14 protein-coding genes are annotated in these 15,706 nt (G+C 60.1%); 6 read left to right on the top strand and 8 right to left on the bottom strand.

The genetic code is table 11. From position 1 onward, the window contains the following. Positions 1 to 64 precede the first annotated feature (64 nt). The 6 genes from ALO80_RS18535 to rutR all read right to left on the bottom strand — a co-directional run bounded on the left by ALO80_RS18535 (position 65) and on the right by rutR (position 6,456). Positions 65 to 754: an OmpA family protein gene (locus ALO80_RS18535; protein WP_003433676.1), complete on the bottom strand. Its 690-nt coding sequence runs from the start codon at positions 752 to 754 to the stop codon at positions 65 to 67. 113 nt (positions 755 to 867) lie between these two features. After that, positions 868 to 1,794 carry an ABC transporter permease gene (locus ALO80_RS18530; RefSeq protein WP_055010050.1) on the bottom strand — a complete coding sequence of 309 codons (927 nt, stop codon included), beginning with the start codon at positions 1,792 to 1,794 and terminating at the stop codon, positions 868 to 870. Further along, positions 1,794 to 2,915 carry an ABC transporter permease gene (locus tag ALO80_RS18525; protein ID WP_055010049.1) on the bottom strand — a complete coding sequence of 374 codons (1,122 nt, stop codon included), beginning with the start codon at positions 2,913 to 2,915 and terminating at the stop codon, positions 1,794 to 1,796. Before ALO80_RS18525 ends, ALO80_RS18530 begins: the two co-directional genes overlap by 1 nt. Then, on the bottom strand, positions 2,908 to 4,419 hold the full coding sequence (locus tag ALO80_RS18520; RefSeq protein WP_055010048.1) for an ABC transporter ATP-binding protein: 1,512 nt from the start codon (positions 4,417 to 4,419) through the stop codon (positions 2,908 to 2,910). Before ALO80_RS18520 ends, ALO80_RS18525 begins: the two co-directional genes overlap by 8 nt. Then, complete coding sequence (locus ALO80_RS18515; RefSeq protein ID WP_055010047.1) at positions 4,416 to 5,507, bottom strand: BMP family ABC transporter substrate-binding protein; 1,092 nt, start codon at positions 5,505 to 5,507, stop codon at positions 4,416 to 4,418. The genes ALO80_RS18520 and ALO80_RS18515 overlap by 4 nt, the downstream gene beginning before the upstream one ends. 220 nt (positions 5,508 to 5,727) lie before the next feature. Then, a complete protein-coding gene (gene rutR, locus ALO80_RS18510) occupies positions 5,728 to 6,456 on the bottom strand; it encodes a pyrimidine utilization regulatory protein R (RefSeq protein ID WP_054984445.1) in 729 nt (242 codons plus the stop codon). A 281-nt stretch (positions 6,457 to 6,737) separates the two neighbouring features. Between rutR and rutA the strand changes: the two genes are divergently transcribed. The 6 genes from rutA (at position 6,738) to ALO80_RS18480 (ending at position 11,793) form a co-directional block, all read left to right on the top strand. Further along, positions 6,738 to 7,820 carry a pyrimidine utilization protein A gene (gene rutA / locus ALO80_RS18505; protein WP_055010046.1) on the top strand — a complete coding sequence of 361 codons (1,083 nt, stop codon included), beginning with the start codon at positions 6,738 to 6,740 and terminating at the stop codon, positions 7,818 to 7,820. Then, a complete protein-coding gene (rutB, locus tag ALO80_RS18500; RefSeq protein WP_055010045.1) occupies positions 7,820 to 8,557 on the top strand; it encodes a pyrimidine utilization protein B in 738 nt (245 codons plus the stop codon). The genes rutA and rutB overlap by 1 nt, the downstream gene beginning before the upstream one ends. Positions 8,558 to 8,567: 10 nt before the next feature. Beyond that, positions 8,568 to 8,951 (top strand): pyrimidine utilization protein C, encoded by a 384-nt coding sequence (gene rutC, locus ALO80_RS18495; protein WP_054984448.1) that lies wholly within the window; start codon positions 8,568 to 8,570, stop codon positions 8,949 to 8,951. A gap of 40 nt (positions 8,952 to 8,991) precedes the next feature. Next, positions 8,992 to 9,771 carry a pyrimidine utilization protein D gene (gene rutD, locus ALO80_RS18490; protein WP_055007252.1) on the top strand — a complete coding sequence of 260 codons (780 nt, stop codon included), beginning with the start codon at positions 8,992 to 8,994 and terminating at the stop codon, positions 9,769 to 9,771. A 13-nt stretch (positions 9,772 to 9,784) separates the two neighbouring features. Beyond that, a complete protein-coding gene (gene rutF / locus ALO80_RS18485) occupies positions 9,785 to 10,324 on the top strand; it encodes an NADH-dependent FMN reductase RutF (RefSeq protein WP_055010044.1) in 540 nt (179 codons plus the stop codon). A 287-nt stretch (positions 10,325 to 10,611) separates the two neighbouring features. Then, positions 10,612 to 11,793, top strand: coding sequence for an HD-GYP domain-containing protein (locus ALO80_RS18480; RefSeq protein WP_055010043.1), 1,182 nt, complete (start codon positions 10,612 to 10,614; stop codon positions 11,791 to 11,793). A 25-nt stretch (positions 11,794 to 11,818) separates the two neighbouring features. Here ALO80_RS18480 and ALO80_RS18475 read toward each other — a convergent pair whose 3' ends face one another. Continuing rightward, complete coding sequence (locus tag ALO80_RS18475) at positions 11,819 to 14,548, bottom strand: LuxR C-terminal-related transcriptional regulator (RefSeq protein ID WP_055010042.1); 2,730 nt, start codon at positions 14,546 to 14,548, stop codon at positions 11,819 to 11,821. A 209-nt stretch (positions 14,549 to 14,757) separates the two neighbouring features. Continuing rightward, positions 14,758 to 15,706 (bottom strand): DUF1329 domain-containing protein (locus ALO80_RS18470; RefSeq protein ID WP_055010041.1); only part of this gene is annotated, 949 nt, incomplete at its 5' end.

The following is a 15,706-nucleotide window of genomic DNA, read 5'->3' as shown; positions in this document are numbered from 1 at the left end:
CCCACGCTGCCGTGAGAAACAATAGGTAGCGGGTGTGCTACCTATCGTTTCCGAGGCGTTCGGCTTAGTACTGCTGACCCGGAATCGGCTTCAGGTTGACCTCTACGCGACGGTTCTGCGCGCGGCCGTTGACGTCGGCGTTGCTGGCAATCGGCTGGTCGGGGCCTGCGCCACGCACCGAGAGGTGCGACTGGTCAACGCCCTGCGAGGTCAGGTACGTCGCCACGCTCTGAGCGCGCTGTTGCGACAGGTCCATGTTGTGCTGACGGCTGCCGGTGCTGTCTGTGTAACCGACGATTTCAATGTTGTTCTGGTTGAACTGCTTCAGCGAACTGGCCAGGTTGTTGAGCGGCGAATAGAAGCTGCTGGCGATGGCCGAGGAGTCCGTCGCAAACGTGATGTTGCCCGGCATGATCAACTTGATCTGATCACCCTGACGCTGCACCTCGACGCCGGTGTTGGCCATGCTCTCGCGCAATGCCGCTTCCTGCTTGTCTGCGTAGTAGCCGTAACCTGCCGATGCAGCCCCCGCAACGGCAGCACCGATCAATGCGCCCTTGCCACGATGGTTATGATCGATGGCTGCGCCTGCTACCGCACCGGCCAATGCGCCGAGTCCGCCGTATTTGGCGGTTTTGCTCATGCCACCGGAGCTTTGTGCCTGGCCTTGATTGTCATAGGGATTGGATGTCGCACAGCCGGACAGCATGGCTACGGCGGTGGCGACAATGATCAAACGACGCGAGGTAAACATTCAGGAGCTCCTGGTTTTGACGAACGCTGGTAACCGGATTAGAGCATGCCGTCTGTCAAAAATTCCTTAACCCCGGCTGAACCGCCCGTACTACGGCGCTTCGCGCGTTTCATTCAACGTCGTTCCTCACGGATGTAAGGTTCCCCCAGCGCACCCGGCTGGCTGCTGGATTGACGCTTGCCGCTTGCCACCCAGACCATGACCAGCAGCGTGACGGCGTAAGGCGTCATCAAGACAAAATACTGAGGCAGACGCACGCCCGTTGCCGCCAGCTGCGGGATCAGCGCCTCGATACCGCCGAACAGCAATGCACCCGCCAGGGCGCGCCACGGCGACCAGCGTGCGAAGATCACCAGTGAAACCGCGATCCAGCCGCGTCCGCCCGTCATGTCCGCAATCCACATCTTGGTACTGAGCACGGCAATGAAGCCACCCGCCAGCCCCATCAAGGCAGACCCGGCGACAATCGCTGCCAGACGATAACCCGATACGGAAATGCCCGCTGCATCGGCGGCCTGCGGGTTCTCGCCAATGGCCCGCAAACGAAGCCCGGTCCGGGTACGGTCAAGCAGCCAGACCACGGCAATGAAAACCACCACAGTCAGGTACACCATCGGATTCTGAACAAACACCCGGCCCACCACCGGCAGCTCGGATAACGGCCACAGTTCTACCGCCTGCAAGCCACTGACCGGTCGATTGGTCCAGCCAAGCAGCGTGCCCAGCAGCCCGGTCAAGCCCTGACAAAAGAACACCAGAGCCAACCCGGCAATCACCTGATTGATCCGCAGGACCAGCACCATCAGCGCAAACAACAACGAAACCAGACCTGCCGCGACCATCGACGCCAGCAGTGACAGGCCCGGCGACCCCAGGCTCAGTTGCATCCCGATGCCCGCCAGTGCACCGACCAGCATCAGCCCTTCGACACCCAGCGCCAGTACGCCACTGCGCTCGATGAGGATCAGGCCCAGTGCAGCCAGCGCGAACGGCACGGCAAAGTCCGGTGCGCTGCCCAGCCAGTGGGAAATAAGCTCCATCAACGTTCTCCTGCCTGAATGCGACGCAGGCGATGGCGGATAAAAAAGTCCGACGACGCGACGCAGATCACCAGGATCGCCTGGATCAGTTGCACCATCGAAAACGGAATCTGATAGAAGACCTGCAGGTTGCGCCCGGCCACGAACAGCATGGCGATCAGCAACGCGACCACAGTGGCGGCTACCGGATTGTTGCGGGCCAGAAAGGCGATGAGGATTCCGGAAAAACCGTACCCCTGATAGAACGACTGGGTCAGGCGACCTTCCTGTCCCGACGTCACGACAAACCCCGCGAGCCCGGCCAGCGCACCTGAAAGCAGCACAGTGCCGATAATCATCTTGCGCACCGGCACGCCTACGGCTGCGGCGACGTTCGGGTTGGCATCGACGAAACGCAGGTACAGACCGGCCCGCGAGACGCCGACAAACCACAGCGTCAGGCCGGTTACCAGCAGCGCCAGCGGAATCGCTGCGTTATACCCGGCAAACAGATCGGGTAATCGCTCAAAGCTCTGGAACGCAGGCGAGTAGGGAAAGTTGTCTCGTGGATCTTTCCAACTGCCGTAAACCAGGTGCAGCAGGAAATTGGCGGCGATGTAATTGAGCATCAGGGTCGAGATGATCTCGTTGACCTGCCATTTGAGCTTCAACAGAACCGGCCCCAGGCCCCACAGCAGTCCACAGAACAAGGCCGCCAACATCATCAGCGGCAGACGCAGCAACTCAGGCCCTACCTGAAACAGCGAAATCGCCGTGGCCCCGATAGCCCCCCAGATCATCTGGCCTTCCAGGCCCAGGTTCCAGAAGCGCGCCCGAAATGCCATGCACCCGGCCAGCCCGACCATAATCATCGGCGATGCCTGAAACAGCACGGCCTTGAAGTTTTGCGCATCGAATACCGTCTGAACGACGAACTCGTTGAGCAACTCGTCCGCAGGCACGCCGGCACCAATCAGGATTGAAGTACAAATGGCCAACCCGATCAGCAATGCAAGGGCAATGATCAGCACCTGCAAAGGCCAACCGGTCTGTTGACGGAGTTCCAGTGTGTAGCGTCGCGACAGCAACGGCTGCCGCACGGTTTTCGGGGCAGCTACAGGGGATTGCGCTATTTCATTCATGGCTCACCATCGCTTTGCCGATGGCTTGACGGTCGGCGGGGTAATCGAACTCGGCGACGATGCGCCCGCCGTTCATCACGCCGATACGGTCAGCCAGGGCCAATACTTCGTCCAGATCTTCGCTGATCACCAGCACCGCAGCGCCAGCGTCCCGAGCGGCCCGCAAGCGGGCATGCACCGCCTGTGTGGCACGCACGTCCAGCCCCCGGCTCGGGCTATGCACCAGCACCAATTGCGGGTCGCGGCTGAATTCGCGGGCAATCACCAGTTTCTGAGCGTTACCCCCCGACAACAGTGCGGCTTTCTGATCGAGAGAGCGCACGCCCTGCACATCGAAGTCCGCCACTGCACGCTGCGCATCCTGTTTCAGGCGTTTGTAGCCCAAACGCCAGAAAGAGCCGTACTGGCCACTGTGGATGTTGCCGACGCCGAAGTTCTCGGCCACCGACAACGACCCGGCCAGCGCCGCGCCATAGCGGTCCGCCGGGATAGACGCGATACGCAGTTGCCGGCGCTGGTCGGCCGAGGCGTTGCGCAAATCGCCGAAAGCGGTCATGTGGATTTCACCCTCGGTGACGTGCGGGAGCCCCATCAATGCATTGGCGAGTTCGGCCTGGCCATTGCCGCCAACGCCTGCAATACCGTAGATCTGCCCCGCGTGCAGGGCCATGTTCACGCCATTGAGCGCGCTGCTGCCGACACTGCGCAAGTCGCGCACCTGCAAGCGCAGTTCACCAGGCGTCGCAGGGTGATGCTCGGCGACCGACACCGATTCGCCCACGGTCAGTTGTACCAGTTGCTCGACACTTACCTTTTGCGGATCGAGGGTCTGCACGGTGCGCCCGCCGCGCATCACGGTCACGCGGTCGGCATAGCGTTTGACATCAGCCATCTTGTGCGTCACCAGAATCACCGCCGCACCCTGCCTCGCGAAGGCCTGAACGGTCAGCAGCAGGCGCTCGGCTTCCTGATCGGTGAGGACTGCGGTTGGCTCATCGAGAATCAGGATCCGCGCGCCGGCCAGCAGCACTTTGAGAATCTCGACACGCTGCTGTTCAGCGACCGACAGGCTGTCGACGGTCCGCGTCGGGTCAATCGCAAAACCCAGCGCGCCGGCCTTGTCGACAATCTCCTGTTCCAGTGCACGCAGACGCTTGCGATAGCTGCCTTCACCCGGTTGCTCGGGCAGCGCCAGCAGAACGTTCTGCGCCACCGTAAAGGGCTTCACCAGCTTGAAGTGCTGGTGAACCATGCCGATCCGGTAGCGGCTGGCATCTCTTGGCCCCTGAAGCTGAACCGGGTTGTCGTCCAGCAACAGCGTGCCGCTTTCCGGTGCATACAGCCCGGCTGCGATGTTCATCAGCGAGGACTTGCCTGCACCATTCTCGCCCAGCAACGCATGCACTTCGCCCCAACAGGCAGTGAAGTCGGCATCGATCAGCGCTTTGAAACCATCGAAAGATTTGCTGATACCCGTGAGTTGCAGCGCGTTGACCTGACTCATTGCTGAGTCTTCACGCCTTCGACGAACCAGTCCATTTTCCACAGATCCGGGTCAGACAACTGCTGACCCGCCGCAACTCGCTCTTTGCCATCGCGATCAGCCAGCGGACCGCTGTAGATGATTTTCCTGCCTGCCAGCAGCTCGGCGCGCTCGGCTTCGATCTTTTTGCGATTGTCGTCGGAAATGATCGGGTCTTTAGTCAGCGTGATATCGGTACCGCCCTGCTGCATCGACAACAGCGCACCGTTGGCGGCAGGCGTCCAGTTGCCAGCAATGACTTTCTTGAGTTCTGGCCCCAGGAAGCGATCCCACACCCACAACGAAGAACAGACGGTCGCCTTGGGGGCGAATTCGCTGAGGTCGCGATGGTGACCGGTCCCATGAATGCCGCGCTCTTGAGCAACGATCTGCGGTGTCGGACTGTCGACGTGCTGGCCGACCACGTCGACGCCGTTGTCGATCAGCGCCATGGTTGCCGCGCGCTCCTTGACCGGATCGTTCCAGGCTCCGGTGTAGACCACGGTAAGGGTGGCTTTCGGATTGATCTGCCGCGCCCCCAGTTCATAAGCGTTGATAGTCCAGTTGACCTGGCCGAACGGGTTGGCAGCGACGAAGCCCAGTTTACCGGTCTTCGAGGCAGCGCCTGCTGCCATGCCGCACAGATACTGGCTCTCGTAAGTACGGCCATAAAACGATTCGAGGTTGGCCGCGTTGGTGGTGCCCGAGCCATTCAGGAATGCGACATCAGGGTATTTTTTTGCCAGCGCAAGGAAGGTGTCGGAATAGCCGAACGCGGTGCCGACGATGATGTTTGCACCGCGCGCGATGAGTCGGTCGACCACGGGGGTAATGGCTGCTGCGTTCTCGGGCACGCTTTCCACGAACTGGATTTTTGTGTCCAGTTCCTTTTCCAGCTTCACCCGCGCCTCGTCGAAGGCCTGAGTCCAGCCGCCGTCATTGCGCGGGCTGATATACACCATGGCGATCTTCGCAGGCCCTTTGAGGGTCAATCCTTCAGCCTGAGCGAGGCTGACTGTCCCGAACGCTACGGCCGCACACAATGTCCCGGGCAACAGTTTCTTGTACATAGACGTTTTCCTGAGGGTAATGGCCGATGAGGACAGCACGTGGCCGACTCTCAGGCTTTAGCAGCATCCATGCCACTCCCCGAAAAACATTATGCAACAACGACCTGACCTGATCGCACCGTTGAAAACAGATCAAACGGTCCGAATCAGAGCACTTGGTTTGTGCATCACGCACATTTGCTGCCCGTCCGGAGTGCGCGTCCAGGAGCAAGCGCAGCATTCAGGCGTTGCGCGGCAAAATCCCGTCCAGAACCATGCTGCGCAGGCTCGCCAGCACTTCCTCGAAAAACGCCGGATCGTCCAGCGTCTTGCCGGTGACCGCCTCGACCTGAGTACGGAAGTCGGCGTAATGCTGAGTCGTCGCCCACAAGGTAAAAATCAGATGGTGCGGGTTGACGGGGGCCAACCGGCCGCTGTCGATCCAGTGCTGAATCACTGCCACCTTGGCCTGCACCGTGTCGCGCAACGGATGCTGCAACTCGCCCTGGATCAGTGGTGCGCCCTGCATCACTTCCATGCAGAACAGCCGTGATTCGGCCGGATGATCACGAGACATCTCCAGCTTGGCCTTGATATAGGCACTGATCGCCTGAACCGGCTCCTTGTCGGCGGTGAAGTGCACAAGCGGACTCAGCCAGACCTCAAGCAACTGACGCAGCACGTTCAGGTAAAGATCGTCCTTGCTGCTGAAGTAGTACAGCAGGTTGGTCTTGGAAACGTCCGCCAGGCTCGCGACCTGATCCAGACTGCTGCCGTGCACGCCGTAGCGGGAAAATATCTCCAGCGCCGCATCGAGAATCAGCGTGCGCTTGCCTTCCATCAGGCGCATGCGCCTTTTCAGGGACGTTGCACTGGGCTCGCGGGTCGTCTTGACCACAGTCTCTGGCTTGACCTTGCGTGCACGCTTGTTCGCGGGTTCAGCCAAGGGAGGTTTCTTGTTCACGCACATCCATCCAGTGATGCCGAAATAAGCGGGCATCTTAACGGGCGCAGCTGTTTTGTCGATACGGATTACCTGCCCCGTCAGACCTGCCCCATCCGCGTGCACCCTGCACAAACCAAGTGCTCTGATTCAGACCAGATGGTCTGAAAAACTTCCAGTAAATTTACAAGCCATTGAATAAAAACGATAAAAATTCTTGGCCCGCTTAATGCAAAAGCCGATTACGAAGACGATTCAAATGCCGCCAGTCGTTTTGGCATGCATCGACCCACGCAGAGAGGCCTTATATGGACATCGGTATCTTCATCCCCATCGGCAATAACGGCTGGCTGATTTCCAGCAACGCACCGCAGTACATGCCGACTTTCGAGCTGAACAAACAGATCGTGCAGAAGGCCGAGGGCTACGGCTTCGACTTTGCGCTGTCGATGATCAAATTGCGGGGCTTTGGCGGCAAGACAGCGTTCTGGGAACATAACCTGGAGTCGTTCACGCTGATGGCCGGGCTGGCAGCCGTGACCAGCAAAATTCAACTGTTCGCTACCGTCGCCACCCTGACCATCCCGCCCGCCATTGCAGCGCGCATGGCGTCGACGATCGACTCGATTTCCAACGGACGCTTCGGCATCAACCTGGTCACTGGCTGGCAAAAGCCGGAATACGAACAGATGGGCCTGTGGCCCGGCGATGAGTTCTTCCACACCCGCTACGAATACCTGGCCGAGTATGCCCAGGTCTTGCGTGACCTGTGGGCTACCGGCAGCAGTGATTTCAAGGGCGAACACTTCAGCATGCAGGACTGCCGCGTCAGCCCTCGCCCACAAGCCGACATGAAGCTGATCTGCGCGGGTCAAAGCGAAGCGGGCATGGCGTTTTCAGCGCAATACGCCGACTACAATTTCTGCTTCGGCAAAGGCGTGAACACCCCCACCGCCTTTGCGCCTACCGCTCATAAATTGATCGAAGCCAACGAAAAGACCGGTCGCAACGTCACCTCCTGTGTGCTGTTCATGATCATCGCCGACGACACCGACGAAGCGGCACGCGCTCGCTGGGAACACATCAAGGACGGTGCCGACGAAGAAGCCATCGCCTGGCTGAGCGAAAAAGGCTCGGCGGATAAAAGTGCCGGTTCCAATCTGCGACAGATGGCCGACCCGACCTCGGCGGTCAACATCAACATGGGCACGCTGGTCGGCTCGTGGGCCACAGTGGCTCGAATGCTCGACGAGGTCGCCACTGTACCGGGGACTCAGGGCGTGATGCTGACGTTCGATGACTTCGTCAAAGGCGTCGAGGACTTTGGCGAGAAGATCCAGCCGCTGATGACCAGCCGCAAGCACATCGTGCAGCTCAAGGAGGTGGTCTGATGAACACCTCGACAACTGTCGCAGGCGTTGACCTGCCGGACCCGCAGCCCGCCCGCGAGCTGCCCGCCCGTCCCGAACCGCTGCGCATGAAACCCGGCGAAACCGCGCTGGTGGTGGTCGACATGCAGAACGCCTACGCGTCGCTCGGCGGGTATCTGGATCTCGCCGGGTTCGATGTCAGCAGCACCGGGCCGGTCATCGCCAATATCAATAAGGCCTGTGCCGCAGCACGAGCTGCAGGTATCCCGGTGATCTTTTTCCAGAATGGCTGGGACCCGGCCTATGTCGAGGCCGGCGGCCCCGGCTCACCGAACTGGCACAAGTCCAATGCTCTGAAAACCATGCGCAAACGCCCTGAGCTTGACGGGCAACTGCTGGCCAAGGGCGGCTGGGACTATCAACTGGTCGATGAGCTGAAGCCACAGCCTGGCGACATCGTGGTGCCGAAAATCCGCTACAGCGGTTTCTTCAACTCCAGCTTCGACAGCGTGCTGCGCAGCCGCGGGATTCGCAATCTGGTGTTCACCGGCATTGCCACCAATGTCTGCGTCGAATCGACATTGCGCGACGGTTTCCATCTGGAATATTTCGGCGTGGTGCTGGCGGATGCAACCCATCAGGCAGGTCCGGAATTCGCTCAGCAAGCCGCGCTGTTCAACATCGAAACGTTCTTCGGCTGGGTGTCCAGCGTCGACGATTTCTGCTCTACCTTCAGCCCTGTCGGGCAACCTTCGTGAGGACTCCAGCATGACCAAGAAAGCGATCATCCCAGCCGGCACCACCAAGCCCATCGCCCCCTTCGTACCGGGTTCCATGGCCGACGGCGTGCTCTACGTCTCGGGTACGCTGCCGTTCGACAAGGACAACAATGTGGTGCACGTCGGCGACGCAAGCGCACAGACCCGCCATGTGCTGGAAACCATCAAAAGCGTGGTCGAAACGGCTGGCGGAACGATGGACGATGTCACCTTCAACATGATCATGATTCGCGACTGGTCCGACTACGCCAAGGTCAACGAAGTGTATGCCGAGTATTTCGCCGGCGAGAAGCCAGCCCGTTACTGCATCCAGTGCGGCCTGGTAAAACCCGATGCCCTGATCGAAATCGCCAGTATCGCCCACATCGGCTGAATCGCACCGTGGGCAGTTGACGCCCACCCGGAGAAAACCCATGTTCCATGAGTTTCATGCCTGCCAGCATGCCGACGCGCCCACACTGGTGCTCAGCTCCGGGCTGGGCGGCTCCAGCCGCTACTGGGCGGATGACCTGGCGTTGCTGACCCGCGATTACCGTGTGCTCGTCTACGATCATGCCGGGACCGGACGCAGCCCTGCGGTTCTGCCGCCGGACTATTCGATCCGGCATATGGCCGTGGAGTTGCTGACCCTGCTCGATTCACTCGGCATCCAGCGCTGCCATTTCATGGGCCATGCGCTGGGCGGTCTGGTGGGCCTGGAGCTGGCGCTGCTAAGGCCGGAGCTGCTGCAAAGCCAGGTGTTGATCAATGCCTGGAGCAGCCCCAACCCACACAGCGCGCGGTGCTTTTCAGTGCGCAAAAAACTGTTGTTGAACAGCGGGCCGGAGGCCTACGTACAAGCGCAGGCGCTGTTCCTCTACCCGGCAGACTGGATCGCTGCCAACGGTGTCCGACTGGCCGATGACGAGGCCCATGCACTGGCGCACTTTCCCGACACCGACAACCTGCTGCGGCGCATTCATGCGCTGGAGAGCTTCGACGTGGAGGCTGACCTGGCACATATCCGCACGCCGACCCTGCTGATTGCCAACCGCGACGACATGCTGGTGCCGTGGCAACGATCGCGGCATCTGGCCGAAGCCCTGCCCAATGCCAGCCTGGTGTTGCTGGAATATGGCGGCCACGCTTCGAACATTACCGATCCGCTGCCCTTCCAACGCGCCGTGCTCGACTTCCTCAGCGCACAAACCTGAAAGGACTCATCCCATGCCTGCCAACTCTCAAGCCCATGCCAGCCTGCCAGACACTGATCCGGTCAGTCAGTCGGCGTTTCGCGATGCAATGTCCAGCCTCGCCGCCGCCGTCAACGTCGTCACCACCGACGGCCCCGGTGGTCGTGCCGGCTTTACCGCCACAGCTGTCTGCAGCGTGACCGATCAACCACCGACGCTGCTGGTATGCATCAACCGCAGTGCCTCGGTCTATGAAACCTTCATCGAGAATGGCCTGCTGTGTGTCAATACGCTGGGCGACAGTCAGCAGGACCTGTCCAACCTGTTCGGCGGCAAGACTTCACAGCAAGAGCGTTTTGCCTGTGGCCAATGGGAAAGCGGAGTGACCGGCGCACCGATACTGGACAAAGCCAAGCTGGCGCTCGACTGCAAGATCACCCAATCGGTCAGCGTCGGCACCCATGACATTCTCTTTTGCGAAGTGATGGATATAAGGCATCAGAGCGACTCGGACGCGCTGGTGTACTTTGCCCGCCGATATCATCATTTGTCGGGCGGCGTACCCGTCGCGTGAAATGCTTTCAGGCACTCGATTACGTCAAAAATCCTGCAGGGCAGCCACTCTGAAACCGTCAGGCAGGGCGATTGACGTGTTGTTGACACACAATAAACAGGCATATTTTTTTGCTGGCAGCACCGTATACTGGCATTTCGAAATCAGGATGATCCTTGCAGTCAACGAGGTGACATCATGTCGTTCGGTAGCGCCTGCACCCTGCCGCTGGCATCAGCCAGCAACCTGCAGCCTGCTTGTTGCGCCCGCTCGTTGCCTGCCATGCCAACGCACGCGGGTGACTGAGCATGCTAAAAAAAATCCCTGTCGCCGACCTTGTCCTCGGCATGCACATCCATAAAGTCTGCCGCCGCTGGACGGACGATCCTTTCTGGACAGGCCTGATCGAAGTCATGCTTGATGACGTCGAAGTGCTCAGGCGCATCCAGCAATCGGACACCCGGAACGTCTGGATCGAAACCGGCAAAAGCCGTGCAATTGTACCTCAGGCCTCATCGACACCAGCCGTCAAGGACACCGCCCCAGCCAGTCTGGACAAGGAAGTCCTGCGCGCCCGGGCTATCTGCGGGAGGGCCAGAAACGCAGTCATGGCCATGTTTACCGAGGCCCGCATGGGCCAGGCCATGGATGTCGACAATGTGCAGTTACTGGTGGAAGAAATCTCCGGTTCGATCCTGCGCCATCCGCATGCGCTGATCAGCCTGTCACGCCTGAAGACGTCCGACGAATACACCTACATGCATTCGGTGGCGGTCTGCGCACTGATGGTAGCGCTCGCCAGACGCATGGGTCTGCCTGACGACCAGGTGCGCGAAGCGGGTGTTGCCGGACTGATGCACGATGTCGGCAAAATGATGATCGCACCGGAAGTGCTGAACAAACCGGGCCGCCTCACTCATGAAGAGTTCGAGATCATGAAGGCTCATCCCGAACTGGGCCTGCAGATCCTCAAAGAGACTCAACCTGTGGCGGCAACGGTCATGGACGTGTGCCTGCATCACCACGAGAAGGTCGACGGCTCGGGTTATCCCCACGGCCTGAAGGGTGATCAGATCAGCATCTTTGCGCGCATGGGCGCAGTCTGCGATGTCTATGACGCGATTACCTCCGACCGCCCGTACAAAAAGGGTTGGGGCGTTGCCCACTCGATTCGCGAAATGGCGTCCTGGAAAGGGCATTTTGACGACATCGTGTTTCAAAGTTTCGTCAAAACCGTGGGCATCTATCCGATCGGCACGCTGGTCCGCCTTGAAAGCGGGCGTCTCGGCGTCGTGGTAGAGCAAAGCGAGGCGTCGCTGCTAAAACCAAGGGTGAAGGTTTTCATGTCGGCGCGCACCGGCAAGACGTTCGCCGCGCAGATCATCGACCTGGGCTGCTTTGCCGATCCGGACGCGATCGTCAAAATCGAAAGGCCCACCGACTGGGGGCTGGCAGAGGTCGATACGCTGTGGGCGGGCAGCCCGGCCTGATCACCACGGTGGATCAACCGGCCAGCTAACCCAGCAAGCCCAGCACCTTCGCTCTCGCCACCGCCTGGGTACGCCGTTCGACCCCCAGTTTGCTGTTGATATGGCTGGCGTGCGTCTTGACGGTGTGCAGGGAAATGAACAGTTGCTCGCTGATCTCCTGATTGGAACAGCCCTGTGCAATCAGTTGCAGCACGCCCAGTTCGCGGACACTCAGGCAATTGCTGCCTTGCGCAGGCTCGGCTGCCGCTGCGCAAGAGGCCGGAAGCTTTTCCAGCAAGGCGTCGCGAACCCTGCAGGGCGGAACCTGAAGCAGTTGCTCATGCAGCCATTGGGAATGCTCACTCAGCAACGCTCTGAAAGGTAACAGTGCCCCGCCGGCCGCTGCGTGCAGACTGCGGAGCAACAGTGCTTGCGCCTCGTCCTGCCGTGTCTGAGTCAGCAGCAGACCGATTTGCCGGGTCATGGCGAGCAGCCCGAGCAGATGCGCACCCACCTCCTGAGCGCACCGTTCGAGCGCCTGCAAACGTTGCTCGCTGGCAACGCTGTCACCTTGTGTCTGTTCCAGTACCGCACGCTGCAATTCAATGTGTTGCGGCAATTGTGGGTGACACTCGGGAGCCGCAGCGCCCGCCCCTCCGCTGTAGGTCTGAGTCAAGCGCAGCAGCCAGGCTTCGGCAAGATCCATGCGCCCTTGCAACAGCCACAATTCGCACTTGACCTGGGTAATCATCGCCAGATAGTAGACCGGTGGTACGTTCCAGATATGCATCAGGCGTTCGGCCTCGGCGAGCTCGGCAAAGGCTTCGGCAAATCGTCCGGCGCATCCCTCCATAGTGGCAATCATACTGTGGCCGATCAGCACGCTGATGTCGCGACAGGCGCGTGCTTCGGCCAGACCGGCCAGCAATAGAACCCGCCCCTGATCCACGTGCAGGCGCAGGGTCAGCAAATAGCCTTCATACAGCGTCAGGCGCGCGCGCACCGCGTACAGGCGCACGGTGGACAGCCCTTTGAGACGCTGCTGTCCACGTCGCACTTCGTCCAGCGCACGCAGAATTTCGCCACGGGCCTGGAGGACTCTGGCACGGTCGTAATGCGCCAGCGCCTCGAACAACGGGTTGGCAACACGCTGCGCCAGCTCCAGCGCATCACGATTCAGCACACGGGCTTGCCACAGATCTCCCTTGGCAACCGCAAGGTTGGCCAGTGTCGACAGGCAGACCAGCCGCTGGCCATAGCGTTTTTCCGGCAGGCTCAGCAAAGCCTCAGTGCAATAGCGTTCCGTCTTTTCACTGTCCCCGCGGCCACGCGCGATGATGCCGCTGAGTGCCAGCCACTGGGCAAGCATGGATTTTTGTGCGGTCGCCGAGGGCGCAGGCAGGAACCGGCTCAGTTGGTTGGCCAGTTCCTCGGCAGCATCCAGTTGGCAGGCCAGCCCCAGTGCCCAGGCGTAAAGCACAATCAAGCGTGGCGTACTGGTCAACAGCTCATCCGGCAAGTCCATCTTCCAGCGCAGCAACATGCCGACATTCTGCTCGGCCAGCAGTTGCTCTTCGGAGAGGTTCTGCACCAGATTGGCGGCCACATCCAGGTGACCGGCGCGCAATGCCTGCTCGACCGCTTCGTCCAGTTGCCCCTGGGCACTGAACCAGCGACAGGCATTCAGGTGCAGACGGGTCGGTTGCGCGCCGCCAGTCTGCCGTGCGCGCAACAGATCGGAAAACAGATGGTGATAGCGAAACCAGTGGCCCCGCTCGTCCAGAGGCACCAGAAATACCTGATGCGCCTGCAGATAAGCCAGCATCTCGACGCTGTCATGGCTGTCGCGCGCAGCATCGCACAGCTCGGCGCAAAATCGCTCCAGACACGCAGTGTCATAAAGAAACGCCTGAACCTCGGCTGGCAGGCAGTCGATCACTTCCTCGAGCAGGTATTCGCGAATCAGCACCTCACTGCCACGCAGCGTGTGTGACAGGGTGCTCTCATCCCCGGCCCCGGACGCCGCCAGCAACCAGAATCGCAGCCCGGCCACCCAGCCTTCGCTGCGCTGGACAAGGCTTTGCAACACCTCGCTGTCGAGCGAGCTGCTGTGCCGATCCAGCACCGCCATGGACTCGGCATGCGTGAGGCGCAGGTCCTGCTCGTTGAGCTCGAGCAACTGCCGGGTCAGACGCAGGCGTGCCAGGTGCCACTCAGGACGCTGTCGACTGGTCACCATGATCACCAGTCCAACCGGCAAGTGGTTGAGCAGGAACTGCAAGCAGCGGTCAAGAACCGGGCCTTGTGCCAGATGATAATCATCAAGCACCAACAGTAGCGGCTTGCTCAGCATCAGGTGCATGGCCAGTTCGTCGAGCAGACCGTCGAGCCACTCCTCGAACGCGAACGGTTGGTGACGCTGACGCATTTTCAGCAAGCCCATTGCCTGCGTGCCCAGTTGCGGAAAGAACTGCTGAAGGCTGGCCAGCAAACGTTCGAGAAAACGACCGGGGTCACTGTCGCGTGCGCTCAGACCCAGCCATGCGTTCTGCCATTTGTCCGGCAGCCCCTGACAGAACTCGACGGCCAGCGAACTCTTGCCGAACCCGGCCGGAGCACACACCAACAGCAACCTGCCACTCAAGCCCTGATCGAGGCGTTGGCACAAGCGGGGGCGAGGAACATAAGCCTCAGGGAGAGGTGGACGGAAAAATCGCCCTTCCAACGCAGGAATCGCGCTGTCTGCGAACCCTTGCATTCGGGACAGATCAGTCATGGCCGGCTCGTGTGAAGATCGTTGTTTCGGCATCGCGGTGTTCCGAGACTAGCGGGTAAAGCGTTTCTTTTGAAAGGTCATCACCGAAAAGACTGTAACAAAATTCCTACAGTTTATAAGTCAGCGTCCTGAAAATGAAAAAGCCCCAATCAAGGGGCTTTTCAGGAGCACGAGGCAGACGTCCACTCACAGCGTGTATCGATCAGGTATCAACGAACGCCTTCCTGACGCAGTGCGTTGGGGGTGAAGTCGCTGGTGCCGGCAGTGAAACCGAACTCGTACGCCCGCTTCTCTTCGTTTTTCATGCCCAAAGCCACATAGCGGCCGGATTGCAGGTCATACAGCGTTTCCACCGCGTACCACGGCACCTGCTGGTCGTAATAGTTTTCCGCGTGCGCTTCGGCAACCCGCCACAGCTGACCACGCCCGTCGTAATGGTCGATAACGGCAGCCTGCCAGGTGTCTTCATCGATGAAGAAGTCACGCTTGGCATAGATATGCCGCTGACCTTCCTTGAGGGTGGCGGTGACGTGCCAGACGCGACGCAGCTCATAGCGGGTCAGGTCCTGGTTGATGTGACCAGCCCTGATGATGTCGGCGTACTTGAGCGTCGGATCGTCCAGCTTGTGGCTGTTGGACGCTATGTACATTTCCTGCTTGCCGATCAGCTTCCAGTCATAGCGATCCGGCGCACCGTTGTACATGTCCAGATTGTCGGAAGTACGCAGACCATCCGAAGCGGTGCCCGGCCCGTCATAGGAAACCTGTGGGGCACGTCGCACACGCCGCTGACCGGCGTTATACAGCCATGCCGAACGCGGTTCGGCGACCTGATCCAGTGTTTCGTGCACCAGCAGCACGCTGCCCGCAAGACGTGCCGGAGCAGTCACTTCCTGCTTGAAGTAAAACAGGATGTTGCCTGGATTTTTCGGATCGAAATCCCTCATCTTGTCGCGAAACACGAACTGATCGGAGAAGTACACCAGACTGTAGGAGCCGTTGGGCTGCGGCGTGGCCTGAGTGACCAGACGCTTGACGCTGCCGCCGCGGTAACGGGTGATGTGGTTCCAGATGACTTCGACACCATTGGCCGGAATCGGGAACGGGATGGCCGTGTCGAAGTTCTCCAGGCCGCTGCCGCCGCCGACCAGTTTGGTG

Origin of the sequence: Pseudomonas caricapapayae, assembly GCF_001400735.1 — a bacterium.
In the GTDB taxonomy this organism is placed as follows: Bacteria; Pseudomonadota; Gammaproteobacteria; order Pseudomonadales; family Pseudomonadaceae; genus Aquipseudomonas; species Aquipseudomonas caricapapayae.
The sequence above is the reverse complement of the archived record's forward strand: the minus strand, read 5'-3'. Positions and strand labels throughout refer to the sequence as shown.